This window comes from Acidobacteriota bacterium, assembly GCA_038040445.1.
Classification (GTDB): Bacteria; Acidobacteriota; Blastocatellia; order UBA7656; family UBA7656; genus Onstottus_A; species Onstottus_A frigus.
This window is the reverse complement of sequence record JBBPIG010000002.1, coordinates 70518-87758: the sequence shown is the minus strand read 5'-3', so window position 1 is coordinate 87758 and position 17241 is coordinate 70518. Positions and strand designations below refer to the sequence as shown.

The window sequence follows — 17241 nt, the reverse complement described above, 5'->3', positions numbered from 1 at the left end:
GCAAAGGCGCAAAGAGACGCAAAGGCGCAAAGATACAAGAATGACCGATTCGCCGCCGCGTCCTTGCGCCTTCGCGTCCTCGCGTTAAGAACGACCGGTTGATATGCGCAAACGTATCTATTCAACAATCGCAATAACGATCGCGCTAGCGTCCCTCGCTGTTGCCACGTTCGTCGTAGCGCAGAAGTCCGCCCAACGAAAACGAGTGGCGCACAAGCCGTCGCCTGCACAACGTGCTGCCAAACGAAGACCTGCTGCTAACCGCAATACTACTGCGATCACCGGGCCGGCCCGGCCTGCTGATCCCAATCGCGCGCCGCAGAAGCTTGTAGACGATGCGTTGTACACCAACGAAGAGTTCTTCGGAAGTCAGTCATCCGTCGCCAGGCCTTACGCAATCGCGCTTCAACGAATCGATGCGCTGCTTGCCAGGTATCCGAAAGACCCGAGGCTCCATCTGTACGCCGCGAGGCTTTCGGAACGAACCGGACAGTTTGATAGGGCTATCACCGAGATGCGCGGGTACGCGGACCTGAGAGGACGCTCGCGAGATGCGCTTCGAAGGCTGGCTGGTTTCTATGATCACCGCGCGCGGTTCGCCGATGAAGTGAGAACGCTTCAGGAATTAGCCAGGGCATCAGCAGCCAGCGAGCGAACGGCGATCTACAAGCGGGCTGCGGAGCTGGTTCGCACGCGGTCATTGAAAGAGTTCAAGCCGGCTGATTTCTTCGCCGAACTGGTAGCCGCCGATCCTTCGAACATTCAGCCGATCAAAGACTACGTTGAAGAACTCCAGCTTGCGAAGCAGTACAGAGAAGCGCTAGCGGTGCTGGCTTCATACCAGCCGAGGTTTCCCTCTGAGCTTGCTTATTTTCTGCGGAGCCGTTCCCAGATTCTCGAGACGACCGGCGACCGCCGCGGCGCCGAAGAAGTCTACGCGCCGGTGTTTGATCCGAACTGGCCGCGAGCGCTTGCGGGTGATTACTACGAACTGTTACGGCGCTTTGGCCGCTATCGAATCGTTCGCCGCGCGCTCCAGGAACGCGTTAGAGCGGGCGCGACTGATCTTGATACCGTAACCCGGTTGTTCAGCGTATACACCTACGAAGGCGGCTACGAGCAAGCCGCGCGGTTGCTGCTCGAGCTTGAAGACCGGCGCGCCGGCAAGAAGTCGCCGGCAGGCGCTCAGCCACAAACCGGCGCTGTTGCTTCTTCGTCGTGGACTCCGCGCGAGCTTGAAACGGTAGCCGGGATGTTCGCCTCGGTAGGGCACTACGATCAGGCGTCGCGGTACCTGTACACGTTCTATCTGGTCGGCGGTCTTGAACCCGGAACTTCATCGCGCGAGGAAGCGCTATACCGTTTGTTCAAAGTGATGCTCGACGCTGCGGGCACTCCAACCCGCGTGGGCGGTGGGGACCTCTCGTTCTACCGCGACATCGCTGAAGTCGATCAAAATCCCGGCTTCTTGAACGGCGTGCTGTCGCTTGTACTTTCGGGCACGAGTCCATCTCAAGAGTTCGCCACCGAAGAGAAAGCCGCCGCCGGTTACTTCAACCGCGCATTCGCCTATCGCATCTTCACCTCGTTCAAGCAGGAATATGCCCAATCGACACACCTGCCTGAGATGTATCTCGGGACGGTCAACGTGTTCGCGTCGCTTCTGGAGCACAAGCTGGCCATTGAAGCAGGCCGCGAGTTTCAAAGGCTCTATCCTGAGTCGCCTCGCTATGCGGAGGTCTCGCTTCGGATCGCGGATTCTTACGTAGCGCTGAAGGACCGAGCGAATGAGCGCGCGGTGCTTAGTGAATTGCTCGATCGCTTAGCGCGCAATCAACCGAAAGGCATTCCGCTGGTCGCCGTTTCGCCCAAGCATTGGAGCTACGGCATCACGCCCCAGATCGAAAACCTCATCGACAAGATCAAGTACAACGCCGAAGCCTACAGCGATACCTACGACCCGACCGACGACAAGGCCGCGACTGACGAGAGTGAGGACAGCGAGACCGAATCCGAAGTGACCGACGTCGAGCCGCGGCCCGCTGAGAACGAAGCCAGACGGGGGCCGGCTTACAGCAGCGTGCTCGAGCGGTACGTGTCGTCGCTTGCGGCTGAAGACAAGAAGACCGAGACCGTCGCGTTCTTCTGGGGTGAGATCAAGAAGCACCCGAAGGAAGAAGGTCTGTACGAGCGCTTCCTGCGATGGCTGGGCCAGGCTCAATTGATCAACGACCAGTTGAAGGCTTACGACTCGGCGATCAAGCAGTTCGATTCGAACACCTGGTATCACCGGCTGGCTCGCTGGTACGTGCGGCAGAAACGCGGGAAAGATCTTACGAGGTATTCAAGGCAGTTGATTTCGGTTTTCGATGAAGACGAAATCACGGATTACCTGCTGCGCTTCGCCGGCTACGGCGCGACGGCGGCCGGTGACGCGATGAATTGGGATGAGCGATTGGCCTTTGATTTGTACAGCTTTGCTCGCACGCGTTTCCCGAGGAATGTGTTCTTTGTGCGGGGCATGCTGAGTTATCAAGAGAAGAATGATCGCGCGCAGTGGGAGAAGCTTTCGACGGAATACTATTTCGCGGACCGGTCGATTCGAGAGGCATACCTCGCGTGGCTGTCGAAGCAGGGACAACTCCGGGAGCGGTGCAACAAGGCTCGCACAAACGGGGGCGCTGGAGTCCTGACCACGTACAAGATTTTCGGCGCCGACGCCGCGCTGTGGATTTCGCATCACGACGAAGCGCTCGATGCGTATCGACAACTGGTCGCGCTTTATCCAGGTGAGCCGCAGTATGCTGACCGGCTTGCCGACCTGACTCGTTCATTCGGACAGCAGTCGGACAAGCTCTTCGAGGAATCGGCCCGAGCTTTTGCGCAGATGGCGGATATCTATCCGTCCGATCATTCCTATCGAATCAAAGCGGGCGAGGTCTACGCTCAGCTCGGCGATTTCAAACGGGCAGCCGAGCAGTGGGACAAGCTGATTCAGATCGAGCCCGGCGAGCGGAACACCTATTTGGAAGTCGCCACCGTCTTCTGGGACTACTATCAATTCGATCAAGCCATTCGCGTGTTCAAAGAGCTGCGCAACGCGACAGGCGAGCAAACCATTTACGCGTATCGAATGGGCGCGGTCTACGAAGCCAAAGGCTCCATGGATTCGGCTATCGCAGAGTACGTCAAGGTCCTGTCTGAACCCGGCGAGGGCCGCGATACCGTGGCAAAGCGACTCGCTCAGCTTTCAAAGCGAACGGGTCTGGCTGAAAAGATCGTAGCGGCGTATGAGCGGGCTCGTTCGGCCAATCCAGCCGACTGGCAGTTAATAATCGGGTACGCAAACTACCAGGCCGAGCGCGAACAGCAAGCCGATGCGCTTGCGATGCTTCGCACCGAGGTCGCGAGATCGAGCGATGTCGCGTTCCTCGAATCGGTGCGTGATCTGTTCCGCGCGATACTTCGGCCGGAGGACGAGCAGCAAGTTATTACCCGGCTCATGACCGTAGCGCGCGACGAGCGCGAAGCGATGATGTATCGATTGCAACTCGCTTCATTCCTCGAACGTCACGGCCAGGTCGATGCCGCGATTGCGCTCATCGATAAGCTGGCCGGCGATTATCCGACGAACGTCGGGGTTGTTGAAGAGTCGGCGCAGTTCTATTGGCGCGCGGGGCTGCTCGACAAATCGCTCGATCTGTACAAGCGGACTCTGGCTCGCGCGCTCGGGACGAATCGGCGCAGCTTCGCGCTGCTGCTGGCGCGCAGACAAGTGGACGCGAACAAGCTCGCGGAGGCGGAGGCAACGTTGCGCGCGTTCTACAACGAGAACCGCTTCGATACCGAGGTGTTCGGCGAGCTGGCGCGAACGCTTGGAGCTGAAAACAAGCTCAACGAGCTTGCCGCGCTTTATCAGGAAGCCTTCAAGGAGGCTCGCGAAGCCGGTTTGGGGGGAGAGGAGACTCGGGCGCGGGTGGCCGACCTTCGCGCCGGGATGATCCGCGCGCTGGACTCGCTTGGCAAGTATCAAGAGGCGGTCGATCAGCACATCGAGGTCATCAACAGCTTTCCCGAAGACACGGACCGGCTCGCGGCCGCGATTGAGTATGCGGAGCAACACAGCTTGATCGAACGGCTCGTCGGTTACTACGAGAAGTTGTCGAAGGAGTCGAACAAGAATTATCGCTGGCAATTGGTGCTTGGCCGAATCTACGAGCGGAGAGGAAATCTCGCCGGCGCGGCAGAGCAATATCGAATAGCGGTGTTAAACGAGCCTCAGCGGTCGGAGCTACGCTTCACGCTGGCGTCGGTGCTAACCCGCCAGCGCCGCTACGATGAAGCGATCGCCACGCTGCGCGAAGGCTGGACGCTTGCCGGCCGCGATCCGCAATGGTTGATCGAGGTCGCCCGGATTCAGGTCCAACAAGGCCAGCGCGACGAAGCAGTGAAGACGATTCGTCAGGCGCTGGCAGCGAAGAAGAACGCGACTTCCGAGGCTCAAACCAACATAGCGGCTCAACTGGCGGCGTGGGGATTGAACGGCGAGGCTGTGCGGATATACGAGCAGGTCTTCGCCGAGTTGCCAAAGAAGCTCGAAAGCGACGAGTACGTCCCGAGCGCGAGCTTTGCCGGCTACGTTAAGGCGCTGATTCGCAGCGAGCCGCCCGCCGGGGCGTATCAAAAGCTCGAACGGTTGCGCGCGCAGTTCTTCGCGATTGCCGAGAACACTCAGGAATACAAAGCGAAAAGCATCGTCGAAGCTATCGATCGAGCGATGCGCAGCGACTTCGGCAAAGGTGTGATTGAATACGCGGCTGCCGATGAGACGCCGGCGCTCGCGTCAGCGCTTCAAGCCTCGATCGCGAAGCTGACCACGTACTCCGACGCCGCGGCGCTGCAACGTTATCTTGGAATCGCGCGGGGCGCAGCTCTGGTCGAAGTCGAAGAGCAGATCCAGATTCGGCTAAAGGATGCGGCGTTCGAAGCGCGGCCAAAGAACTCGCGGACGGTCACGGCGCAAGACACCGCTTATTACGGCGAGCTTCGAGCGACCGTCGCCTTCTACGGCCGCCACGCTGCGTACGGGCGCGCGGCCGAGCTGCTTACGGCCGAGTTCAGACGCGATCCATACAAGAATCGCTTCGACTATCAGAACCAGATCGCGACTCAATACCGGCTCGCCGGGGATCGCGATCGCGAGGTCGAGTGGCTGCGTGCGGCGTATGCCGGCGCGAGCGGCGATTTGACGACTAACTACACCGACTGGGTCGACCGTTATCTTTCGCTGCTGCACGCGTCTAGTCAACGAAGCGAGCTTCAGCGGCTGGCTTCGACCTACAGCGCATATCAACTGCAGCTCATCAATTTCCTGGTCGAGAAGAACGAAAAGCTGCTGGCGCTGGATGCGATCGCGAGCGCCAAACAATCGCCTGCGTGGGTGCAGCAACGCAGCGGTGAGGTCGGGCTGTTCCTGAAGGACACGTCGCCGGAGAACGAACCATTTTTCAAAGAGGCGCTCGACATCAAGCCCATCGGGCAGATGCTCGGACGGCGAATCGAGGGAGGCCGCGCTCTGGTTGGAAGCGACTGGTTCGCCGGGTCGCGGAATTACGGGTATTGGCTTGGACTGGTGGGCCGCGAGATCGACAGCCGCAAATTTGTTGCCGGTGAGATTGAAGGTCATCCATCAAGCGAGCGCGCTCAGTTGGAACTCGCTGCGTATTATCTCGACCGGAAGAACACCGCCCGCGCGTCCGATCACGTTGCGCTGGCGAGTGAGCTTGCGCCCGGCGAGAGAGATGTTGCGGTGATGCGCGGAGCAGTTGCGCTTGCGAGCCGCGACCACAAAGGCGCGCTCGACGCGTGGGGCGCGATTATGAGCGGCCGTGTGACGATTGCCGATGCGCAGGCTTACTTGAAGGTGATGGCCGACAACGGTTTCTTGCTCGAAGCGCTGCCGCGACTGGAGAATTTCCTCGTCTCTTTCGTCAATCGTGCGTCGCGGGACAGGCGGGCGCCGGATCGAATAGAAGCCATCAAGCCGCTCGTTCGCGAGATCGCCGATCGCGCGCGCCAAGATTCGAAGACTGCGAACGACGTGGCCACGTTCTTCCACAACGCGATCAACGGCATGCCCGGCGACATGGTTATCGGGCGCATGCTGATTGAAGAGAGCCTGCTCCCGGAGAACACACTCGCCGGCATCTACCGCACAATGCATCAGCGAATTTCCGACCTCGCGTCATCGGTGTTAGGCACCCCGGCATACGAAAATGGATTCTACAGCGGAACCGAGTACGTCTACCCCGCGCGCGAGCTTGCTACCTGGCGGAAACGACTGGCCGACTACCTGATTCGCACGCGCTCTTTTGATGAAGCGCGGCTGTTGATCGCGACTATCAAGCGCGAAGTGAGTGACCTGTCGATCGCGCTCGAGGGCGACGAAGAAGGCTCTACGCCGGCCAGCCGATACTATTGGTTGCCGCTTGCCTCGGCATTGATCGAGCTTCGCGGCGGACGCGACGCGGCTAAGGCAATCACGGAGCTGCGTCGTTACTGCGGGCTCGAGAAGACAGAAGACGGAAGGCAGAAGGCGGAAGGCAGTCAGGACGAAACCGGTTTGCACGAGCGTTGTTCGAGGGCTTATGTGCTCTTGTTGGCCGAGGGCCGCGAACAAGACGCGGACGCCTTGCTCTACGACGCTTACACCAGGCAAGTGCGGTCTCGGTACTCGGATGACGCGGTCCTTGCCGGGTTGGCGGAGATCGAAGCGCGCCGTGGCCGCGGCGACGAAACTTCACGGTTGTTGAAGCTTCTTGTTGAGCGTTCAACCGAAAACGCGAGGGCTTTGCAGCTCGCAGCGGAGACCGCCGCTCGAACGGGGCGCTACGGCGACGCGATTGAGTTTCGCGAGCAGATCGCGCGCGCCAATCCTGACAACGCGACAAACAAGCTCGAGCTTGCGCGCGCGATCGCGGCGTCCGGCCGAGCTGTCGACGCGGTCGATCGGATCATCTCGTTGATCGGGGAGCGAGCTACACCCAACACCGTGCGCGCCCAGGCGGCGGAGGTGCTCGGCGAGTTGGTGAGAGCGGATCGTTCGCTTGCGTCGCGCGGCGCTTCCTCGCTCGATCAGCGTGGCCGGAGCGATGCGGCCGCAATGCTGGCGCGGGCGGCCGTGTATGAAGCGGCGGGCAATCGTGAAGAAGCTCGCGCGGCGCTTGCGAGTGTGAATGCCGGACCGCTTGCGGCGGTCGCGCAGATGAAGATCGGATTGATTGCCGCTGCCGCCGGGCGCGATGCAGAAGCGGTGACCAGCTTCGAGCGAGCATTGTACCTGGACGCCGATGGCGAGATCACCGAGGCGATTGCTTTCCGGGCGCCCGGACCACGGGCGCAGTTGATCATCCTCTACGGCAAGAATGGACGCGACCTGGCGGCGATTCGTCTTGCGGAAGGCGAGCAGTCCGGTTCCCAGCCCTCGATCAGCTCGGCAGTGCGAAGAGCGCTTTCTTCGGGAGCGGGGCGCAGAGAGGCGCAGGCCAGTGTTTCATTCGAACCGTCTCTCGAGATTGCGCGATCGAGGATGGCGGGGCTTAAGACGCTCGCAGAGATGAATGAATCGATTGCGTCACGACTGGTTGGAGAGCTGTTGGCTTCGCTTGTCGAATCGGCGGCGAAGCTCGGGGAGTATGATCGGGCAATGGCGATTGAACGGTTGCGAGCCGCAGACGCGGTGAAGCCGGAAGAGAAGACGGCGATTGAGAAGCGGCTTGCGGAGATAATGGCCGCCGAAAAGGCAAGGCAATTGAGGCTCGCGTTGCTAACACGGATCAATCGCTCGAACGCGACCGAATCGATTTACGCGATGCGCGTGCTGGGAAAGGAATAGTCCGCGGATGACACGGATAAGACGGGTTTGCACGGATCAGATCGGCGAGAATCCGTCGAATCCGTCCTATCCGTGGTCTATTCGAGACTTGAGGACCGGATTTATGAGAACGAGGAAGCTCATACTATCGATTGCCGTTTTGATACTTGCGGTATCGCATCGATCTGATGGACAACAAGCGAGGCCGGTTGCCGAACAGCTCAGGCTCGCCGGAGTGATGCCGCGCGGCGCAATCGTGTACGTGCAGGCAAACGATTTGGGGGCGTTGCTCAAGACCTGGCTCGCTTCGCCTGTGCGTTCTCAGTTTTACGACAGCGCGAGCTTCACGGCGTTTCAGAAGTCGCGTGTGTACCTGAAGCTTCAGGATCGCAAGAAGGATTTCGAGACCGCGATCGGCTTCGGGCTCGACGAGAAACGGCTAGCCGAGCTTGCGGGCCGCGCCTCGGCCGTTTCGATCTATGATATCGGTAAGATCGAGATGGTTTTCGTCACCGAAGTCCCGCGCGCCCGAGCCGTCGCGTCCGTACTCTTCAAACAAGCGTCGCAGTTTTCGGAGCGGTCGGCCGATGGAACTTCATATTACGTCCGCGATGTTACCACCGACGGCGGACGGCTGAATCAGCAGTTCTGCTTTGCGTACGTCGAAGGCAAGCTGATTGTGACCACCACCGAAGGATTGATGATCCGCGCTATGGGCAACGCGAAGGCGGTGGGCTCTGACTCGCTGCTCTCCGATGTCGTAGGGTTGGCCGGCGAAGCTGCTGGATTCGCGGCGCACGACGTAACGATGTGGCTCGACCAGGAGCGATTGAACCGCAATCGCTACTTTGACAACTACTGGATTCATCACAACGCAGACGGTGCCCTGGCGGCCATCGAAACCGGGCTCATAGATTTGAGAATCGCGCGCGACGGAATGACCGAGCAGCGATGGTTCAAGATGGGGGTTGGGGGTCAGAGGGTAAGGGTTAGCGCGATGTCCGGAGAGCAGTTCGCGGCGCTGATGAAGTTTGCTCCCGCCGACGCGCAGCTCGTTCAAGTGCGCGGCACTGCTGCAAAGGAACAGTTACCGTCAGCGATTGAGCAAGCCCTATTCGGAAAGCTCCCCGAAGAATCGTGGTCGCCGGCGGAGATCCCCGATCGCACTCGCAGCTCCGGCAATGACGATGAGAACACGCGCGCTGAGCGCTACAGCCGGCTCGACGCTCGCTTCGATATGGACGTTGACGACGAACAGGCGCCGAAGCGCGGCTCGGGAACCGGCGTTAAGGCTACGGGGACGAAGACTTCATATGAGGTTACCGGCGGCGGCTTCACGAAGAGCGTTGAGTCCATTCTCACGGGACTTTCACCGGCAGCCTATTCCGAGCTTGTAAGATCAAAGACGGAAGCGGGGAAGCCGTTCGTGAGATTCGAGCGCGCCATCGTGGCTCAGTTGAAGGAGGGAGCCGCCGTCAACCGGGAGATGTTGGAGCGCGCGATAGTTGACGAGTTGCGCGCGAGGTTTGTAGTTGCCGGCACACGGCCGCGGCTCGAGTGGCAGGATCAAGGCGCGGTTCGTTTTGTTGCGCAGTCACTTCTGGAACAGGGCGCGGCGTACTCAGTTTTGGGAAACTACCTTGTGCTGGCGTCGAGCAAAGAGTTCGCCAACGACATCCTGCAAGCTGCGAAGGCCTCAAGCTCGATGGAAAAACCCGATGCGCCGGTTGATTTCTACGCGCTGGTTCGGGTGGCCGCTGCTAAGCCTGTCTTCGACACCTTGATGTCGAAGCTCGACGGGCGGGATCAGCAAAGTAAACCGAAGCCAAAAAGGGACGACGAAGAAGAGCCCGAGGTGAAATTCTTTAGCGAGAACTTGTCGAGCCTCGTTGCCGCGTCGGATATCCGCGAAGTGCGCCTCAGCCGGGCGTCCGTCAGCGCGGTGATGACCGAGCGGGTTGTTTATTCTTGGTAGTCAGTAGTCCGTAGTCCGTAGTCCGTAGTCCGTGGTCCGTAGTCATTGATCAGTTAGTCGATTGGTCCATCGCCACTATCAGCAGCCGCCAGGCTAGAGAGCTACGGACTACGGACTACTGACTCTCCCCTCATTGCTCTGCTGTTGGCTCTACTGCTATTGTTTCTCTCGGCTCAAAGACCACCCAATTCCGGACAAAGAGGTATAGATGCTTCGAAAGGTAGCTGCTCCAGTCATTTGTTCTATCGCTATGCTCTTTGGCGGCTGCGCGCTGCTCTCTCACGAAGCTCCCGCCGAGGACGTCGATAAGGCTGCGACCCTGTTTTTCCAGCGGCTCGACAAGGGCGAATACGATACGATTTATAACGACGCGGCGAAGAAATTCAAGGCGAACAAGTCCCGGGAAACGGTCACAGAAAACCTCACACAACTAAGGGCCTTTGGAAAGACCCTCGGATTTGTCCGGGTAAGTATGCAGTTTCAGGGCGAAGGCAAGGACCGGATGGTGTTGCCGGTTTACAAGGTCCAGTTCGAGCAGGGGAGGGGAGAAGTTACGTTGATGTTCCAGGATGATAGCGGAGAGTGGAAGCTGTTCGGTTTCGCCCTCAAGCCGAAGCAGTAGTCAGTAAGCATAGACTTTAGTCTGTGCCGGTTAAATCGGTCGGCATAACCCAACCAGACAGACTGAAGTCTGTGCTATTCCAGGAGGCTTCAATGCGAATGCGCTTAGCATTTTGTTTCCTCGCCATCGCGCTGTTTGTGTCCATCTCAGCGGTGAGTGCGAATCGCGAATCAAAGGGCGTCAGTTCCCGGTCGCCGGTAAAATTCGCCGTCCACGAAAGCGGCTCGATCAGTGCGAGTTCTTACCGAAGTCCCGGGAAGCTTCACAAAGCCATGGTTTCTACCGAGGATCTCGAAGCGCTCGCTCAAGCAAAAGCATCGGGGGCGATTGAAATCTCTGACTACGGGTCTTACAAGCTGTTTGCGATGGATGACGACGCACTCCAGAGCGCTGAGGAGCTGAGTGCGGGCGGAGACCATACGTCAGTCCTGCTTCCGAACTCCCTTGGTTCGCTGGTCGTGCGCGACGATCTAAACGTGCTGCTCTTACGATCCGCAGCAATTGATACAACCGATGTCGAAACGACGGGTACCTTCGTTGGAATGGGCCGCCCAGCCGCGTCGTACGGGTTGCATTCTCTTGCTTCGCCAATCGGCGACGATAGCGGGTTGCTTCGCTTGGTGCAATTCGTCGGCCCAGTCAAGCGAGCGTGGCTCGAGCAGCTCGAAGCGAGCGGCGTTGAGGCCGTGGCTTACGTGCCGAACAATGGCTACCTCGTGCGAGCTGATTCCAACGCGCGCGGGCGGTTGATGAGCCGCAATCAAATTGCCGCAGCGCGTGGCGAAGGCTTTATTCAGTGGGAAGGCCCGTTCCTTGACGAACACAAGATTCATCCCGCGCTGAGAGAAGCTGCCGGCGGTGAATTAACGGTTGCCGTCCAGCTCGCTCTTGGGAAGGGCGAGCAAAATGCGCGAGACAACGCCGATGTAAAACAAGCCAGAAAGCTGGCGTCACGGGTGTTAGTTGACGCTTACGGCGTGCTCAATTTCACCAACTTGCGAATCAAGATCGACGCTGGCCGGATCGCCGGCCTTGCCGCGCTGCAAGGCGTGGTTAACATCGAACCGTGGACTGCTCCTCGGTTAATGGACGAACGCGCGGGGCAGATAATCGCCGGGCAATTGACGGCCGATCTCACGGCGGCCCAAGGTCCTGGCTACGCGACATGGCTCGCCGCCCACGGGTTTTCATCCACGTTCAATTTCGCCATTGACGTCTCTGATAGCGGATTGGATCGCGGGGCGATAACGCCCGACAAGCTGCATCCGGATTTTCTCGATTCCAATAAACAGAGCCGCGTGCTTTACGCGCGCGATTACACCTCGGAGCTTGATCCCGGGGACGTTGCCGGACACGGCACGATTAACCTGTCGATTGCCGGCGGCGGGAGCACGTCTTCGGACAAAGACTTGCGCGATACTTCGGGTTTCAATCACGGTTTGGGAATCGCGCCGTTCGCTCTGCTCGGCTCGTCCAAGATTTTCCAATCCAACGGGGCGTTCGATCTAGTCGATCCTTATACCAAACTTGTCTCGGATGCTTATCGCGACGGCGCCCGCGTGTTATCGAACAGTTGGGCGGAGCTTTCGAACACGTATTCGATCGACGCACAAGAGTACGACACGCGCGTACGGGACGCAGCGCCCGATCAACCCGGCAATCAAGAGGCGACAATATGCTTCGCGGCTGGAAACTCAGGATCGGTCCAACGCATCGGCGCACCAGGCACGGCCAAGAATGTGATCTCGGTGGCGGCGGGAGAAAACTCGCGCAAAGACGGCACTGATGGCTGCAACGTGAAGGATACCGACGCGGACAGCGCTATGGACATTGCCTTCTTCTCGTCCGGGGGGCCCATTTTTGATGGCCGGATAAAACCCGACATCACCGCGCCGGGTACGCATATTGAAGGCGCGGCATCGCAAAACCCGCTATTCGACGGATCAGGCGTGTGCGGCGAGGATTTCGGCAAACCTTACTTCCCGAAAGGGCAGACCCTTTACACCTGGTCTTCGGGAACGAGTCATTCGACGCCGCAGGTCGCCGGCGCCGCCGCGCTGGTACGTCAGTTCTTAATCAACAAAGGCGAGCCGCCAACCTCCGCGCTTATCAAAGCGCTGCTGCTCAACACGACTACTTACATGACCGGCAATCTTGCGGGCGGCGATCTTCCCCAGGTGCGGCAGGGCTGGGGTCTGTTGAATCTCAATCGCGCGTTCGACACAACGCCGAAGATACTCGTCAACCAGACGAACACGCTTACCGACAGCGGTCAGGAGTTCGTCATCACCGGTGAAGTCAAAGACTCGACGCAGCCGTTTCGCGTGACACTAGCGTGGACTGATGCGCCCGGGTTTTCGGGCGTCGCGCCCTGGGTAAATAATCTGGACCTGGAGGTCACCATCAATGGTCAGGTCTATCGCGGCAACAACTTTTCGGGTCAGGCTTCCAAACCCGGCGGCGATCCCGACACAAAGAACAACGTCGAAGGGGTATGGCTTCCGATTGGCGCCGTCGGCAGCTTTGTCGTCCGAGTGAGAGCCGCCAACATAGCGGGCGACGGCGTTCCGAGTAACGGCGATCCTACCGATCAGGACTTCGCGCTCGTTGTCTACAACGGCGAAAAGAAAGATGTTCCGGTCGCGACGATTGTGAATGTCACGCTCGCGGGCGGCGCGGACGCGTTTGCCGACCCGGGCGAGACGGTTTCGCTCAGGCTCAGCCTTGGCGATCTTTCGCCGATCGCGCTTACATCGGCTCACGGGACGCTCTCATCGACGACCACCGGCGTAACAGTCACCGTTGCTGGTGTTGATTTTCCGAACATCGCCCCGGGCCAGAACGCCGAGGGCTTGTCTGCTTTCACGTTCACGGTAGCCGGAAGCGTGGCGTGCGGCAGCGTGATCAACTTCGTGCTTGACGTGACCAGTCTCGGGTCAACATCGAGAGTGCCATTCGCAGTCGCGGTGGGAAATACACAAGCGGCGCAGTTCTTCTCCGACGACATCGAGGCGGGTGAGTTGAAGTGGACCCACGGGAGCGGCGTCAAGAAGAAGAAATTTCGTCAAGACACGTGGGTGATTGCTACGAAGCGAGTCCATTCAGGGACAAGCTCGTGGTTCACGCCCGACCCGGGATCTCAAGTCATCGACGCCCATCTCGACACCGTTGCGATTCAGCTTCCGGCCGACTCTCGCAACTTGCAGTTGGTCTTTTTCCACACGTTCGAATTCGAGCGAGGGACGTTCGACGGCGGGGTGATTGAAATATCGACTGGAGCCGACTTTGAAGACCTCGGCTCAAAGATCTTGAAAGGCCGCTACACCGGAACGGTTTATGAGTTCACTTCGAACCCACTTGCCGACCGGCCCGCCTGGGTCGAAGGCCGGCTGGGGACGTTCCAGCAGGTGGTGGTCGACTTGAGCAGTTTCGCGGGCAAGACGGTGACGATCAGGTTCCGAATCGGGACTGACCCGGACGGCAAAGGGCTTGGTTGGTACATCGATGATGTGAGCTTGCGAGGGGACCGGGTCAATTGCACGCCGGTTGGGTTGGAGCAGTGAATATTTCTCAATGCTGATCTGAACCTTCGCGAGGGCGACCGGGTTGACGAACGGATGGCGTGGTAGACTGGTGCAACGCGGCGGGCCACGTATTTTGCAGCAGACAAAAGGAGATTCTTGCTATGCCGGAGCCGGAGGACAGACGGTGGGGAGTATAAACTGCTCCAAGCCAAAGTTGACGGAATAGGCACTTTCAAGTTTCAAATTCGCGGCTGGGCGATTACTCTAATGGTCGCGTTTCTCGTCAGCGGGACTGCTGCAAACATCCCAAGCGTCGCATTCCTCTCCAGTCTTTTCGTTGTTGGCCTGTTCTACCTTCTTGACAGCAATCAGCAGGTCTGGCAGAACTCATTCACTAGGCGCTTGCGCGATCTGGAGAATCAGCTTGTTAAGGGTTCACATGATAGCCGCAGTGCCCGGAGTCCCGGAATCGTTTATACGATTGCCATGACAGCCCAGACCGGGAATCGGGTTCGCAGATTCCTCTTTTCCTGGGAGGCGCCATTGTTCTACCTGCTTCTCACGGTGCTCATCCTTGCATTCACGGCGGCTAGCATCCTTCGAGCGGATCAGGACCAAAAGCCAATCAAGATTCAAATAGTGTCGCCCTCGGAAGTGCCGATCACAGGAGCTCAGCAATGACTGATCAAGGAAAAACATTCCGAGAGCAGGCCCTGGAAGCAATAAGCGACTTGGTTAAGAGCCGCGATATCGAGTTCTATATGGACATGGCCCTCGACGCTATCGGCAGCAAACTGGCGAGAAACCCTCTGTTTCAAGACCTCAGCATGGATCACAAGGCTCCCGGTATCTCAGAGGTTCTGGACGCATTGGTTCGCGCGGAAATTCTCCCAGAGGAAGCCGCTTTGCTCCCAGACGAATTCGAGGAAGCCATTGGAGATTTGTACCCTTTCGGGAGCACGCCAAGAGAAAGGCCAGGGGAGCTCCTTACTACTCTGCACAAACACCTGCAGGATGCGATCGAGTCCCTTGCCAAGAAACACTCTCAAGCGAAGCCCCCCAAGGAGAAGGGGGCGTGACCAATAAAAGCCGACAATCTCCAAGGGTCCCGCGTGAACTCCACCGCCAACTTGAAGTCGGTGGCCTTCCGTGGGCAGTCTTGGCACGAAGAGCCCACGAGATCGTGTTGTTTGGCTCCAGGGCACAGGGTATGGCAGGCCAGGATTCCGACTGGGATCTCTTCTGCGTAGGCGAGGGTTCGACTTCAAGAGTTGGGTCTGTCCATCTCGTGTGGGTCCCTTCCGCCGAAACGTTCACAGAGAAGTGGCTTGGTTCCGAGCTGGCTGGCCATATAGCGGCCTATGGAGTATGGCTTCTCGGCACGAGCCACTGGCGGGAGCGAGTGTTTGTCTCACCAATAGCAGTGGCACACAAGCAAAGACTCGTGAAAGCACGACTCGCAGCGCTGGATAGATATCAGCACGACTTAGCCCCCGCGCGTCGTGCGTACTACGGTCTACGTATCCGGCGGGATGTCCAGCGCCTGTTGATTCTTCGCGGTGGCGGGGCCGCCGTACCAGCGTCGCCTCTGCTCGATCGGGCATGGGCCGCATCGATGTCTCGCGAACGCTGGATAGGAATCTGCCAGAGCCTGGACGTTGACATCGACGCTGCCGATCAAACGTGGCGTATCGTATCGTCAATCCGTAAGCCAGCGCGACCGCCTTCGACGAAGCCACGAAGCATTGCGCGATGAACCCTTCCTGAGTTTCGAGGCTGGCCAAGGCGAGCCTTGGCCAGCCTACTCTGGAGCCACCGACGTGTCAGCGCCCGGCTACAACGCCCGCAGGAACGCAACCAAATCCTTCTTCTCCTGCATCGCCAGATCAAGTCGCAGAATCAGATTGAAAAACTCGACTGTGTCTTCCAATGTTAGCAACCTTCCGTCGTGCAGATACGGTGGCGATTCCTTGATGCCGCGTAGCGGGAAGTTCTTGATCGGACCTTGAGCCGTGATCATCATCCCGCCTTCCATCCGAGGCTTGAAAAAGCGCTCGACCTTCAGATCGTGCATCAGGTTGTCCGTGTAGTAAGGCGCTGTGTGGCAGACCGCGCATTGAGCTTTGCCGAAGAACAGATCTTCGCCGCGTATCTCGCTCTCGGTTGACCTCGTCCGGTCGAGGCGGCCAAACAGGTTCAGCTTCGGCGCGGGCGGAAAATCGAGCAGCTCTTGAAATTCAGCCATGTTGTGAACTTGCGAGCCACGCTCCAAAATGCTCAATCCTTTTTTGCTCGCAAGCACCGGGTCGCCGTCGAAGTAGGCTGCGCGCTGTTCGAACTCAGTGAAGTCTTCCACGCTTTTTAGGGCACGTTGCGATCCGAACAAACGCTGGATGTTGACGCCGCGCAGCGAAGGCGTCTCGATCCGGCGGCGAAACTCTTGCGGCCGTACGTCGCCGGCAAGGTGCGTCGCCCCTGACGTGTGTCCGTTGACGTGACAATCGAAGCAGGTCACGCCACGCATGCCGTCGGGCTTTTCGGTCTTGCGATCCGCCGTGGCGTTGAACTGCTGCTGGGGAAACTGAGTGAGAAGCAGACGCAACCCATCGAGCTGTTTCGGATTGAGGATGCCGTTGAAAAGCTCGTAGAAGTTGTCGATCGTTACCGTTTGACCTTTGGATACATCGCCAAGGTCGGGCCGAGTGATCAGGAACATCGCCGGTGGAAATTCGGGTAAGAAGTGCTCCGGCAGATCGAAATCCATATCAAATCGTTCAAGCCTTGCCAGTGCTTTGACCTCCGCCTGCGGAAAGACCATGCCGCCCACCGGATGGGCGATATGCGGGAGAGGAAGGTAAGGGAACACGCCCTTCTCTTTAATCTCGTCGGGCGACATTTTGCCGAGTTGCTCCCAGGTCACGCCCTTGAGCCGCGCCGTAGGGCCAACCGGAATCTGCTTTCCGCGAGTCATCTTCACGTTCGCGTCGACGCGGCGGCTCAGATCGTAGCGCGCGTCGAGCAGCTTTTGATGCTCGGCCATCACCCGCGCCTTCGCCCCTTTGTCGCGTTTCAGCACCACGGCGAAGGGCTCCTCGACCACCCCTCCAAAGGAAGACGGCTGTTGCTGTGCGCGTGCTTGCGGACTGACGTAGATCGCGGCAGCACCCATTACGATGAAGACAAGTGTCACGAGCATCTTGGTTCGTTTTGATGTTGTCATAGTCCTCCGTTCCCTGGTTAGGATGTG

Annotated in this window: 6 protein-coding genes; 5 read left to right on the top strand and 1 reads right to left on the bottom strand. The window is 58.8% G+C overall.

What is annotated here, in order from left to right:
* The first annotated feature begins 103 nt into the window (after nucleotides 1-103).
* The 5 genes from AABO57_02485 to AABO57_02465 all read left to right on the top strand — a co-directional run bounded on the left by AABO57_02485 (nucleotide 104) and on the right by AABO57_02465 (nucleotide 15073).
* Nucleotides 104-7894: a tetratricopeptide repeat protein gene (locus AABO57_02485; protein ID MEK6284586.1), complete on the top strand. Its 7791-nt coding sequence runs from the start codon at nucleotides 104-106 to the stop codon at nucleotides 7892-7894.
* Between the two features lie 103 nt (nucleotides 7895-7997).
* On the top strand, nucleotides 7998-9848 hold the full coding sequence (locus tag AABO57_02480) for a hypothetical protein (GenBank protein MEK6284585.1): 1851 nt from the start codon (nucleotides 7998-8000) through the stop codon (nucleotides 9846-9848).
* A gap of 208 nt (nucleotides 9849-10056) precedes the next feature.
* Entirely contained in the window at nucleotides 10057-10470 is a 414-nt protein-coding gene (locus tag AABO57_02475) for a hypothetical protein (protein MEK6284584.1), read from the top strand.
* A gap of 92 nt (nucleotides 10471-10562) precedes the next feature.
* Complete coding sequence (locus tag AABO57_02470) at nucleotides 10563-14033, top strand: S8 family serine peptidase (GenBank protein MEK6284583.1); 3471 nt, start codon at nucleotides 10563-10565, stop codon at nucleotides 14031-14033.
* 638 nt (nucleotides 14034-14671) lie between these two features.
* Nucleotides 14672-15073 (top strand): hypothetical protein, encoded by a 402-nt coding sequence (locus AABO57_02465; GenBank protein MEK6284582.1) that lies wholly within the window; start codon nucleotides 14672-14674, stop codon nucleotides 15071-15073.
* Nucleotides 15074-15828: 755 nt separating this feature from the next.
* Here AABO57_02465 and AABO57_02460 read toward each other — a convergent pair.
* Nucleotides 15829-17214 (bottom strand): cytochrome B6, encoded by a 1386-nt coding sequence (locus tag AABO57_02460; GenBank protein MEK6284581.1) that lies wholly within the window; start codon nucleotides 17212-17214, stop codon nucleotides 15829-15831.
* Between the last annotated feature and the right edge of the window lie 27 nt (nucleotides 17215-17241).

What these genes read in the sequence shown, in the direction of transcription:
- AABO57_02485 (MEK6284586.1), top strand. Translation starts at nt 104, where the DNA reads ATGCGCAAACGTATCTATTCAACAATCGCAATAACGATCGCGCTAGCG.
- AABO57_02480 (MEK6284585.1), top strand. Translation starts at nt 7,998, where the DNA reads ATGAGAACGAGGAAGCTCATACTATCGATTGCCGTTTTGATACTTGCG.
- AABO57_02475 (MEK6284584.1), top strand. Translation starts at nt 10,057, where the DNA reads ATGCTTCGAAAGGTAGCTGCTCCAGTCATTTGTTCTATCGCTATGCTC.
- AABO57_02470 (MEK6284583.1), top strand. Translation starts at nt 10,563, where the DNA reads ATGCGAATGCGCTTAGCATTTTGTTTCCTCGCCATCGCGCTGTTTGTG.
- AABO57_02465 (MEK6284582.1), top strand. Translation starts at nt 14,672, where the DNA reads ATGACTGATCAAGGAAAAACATTCCGAGAGCAGGCCCTGGAAGCAATA.
- AABO57_02460 (MEK6284581.1), bottom strand. Translation starts at nt 17,214, where the DNA reads ATGACAACATCAAAACGAACCAAGATGCTCGTGACACTTGTCTTCATC.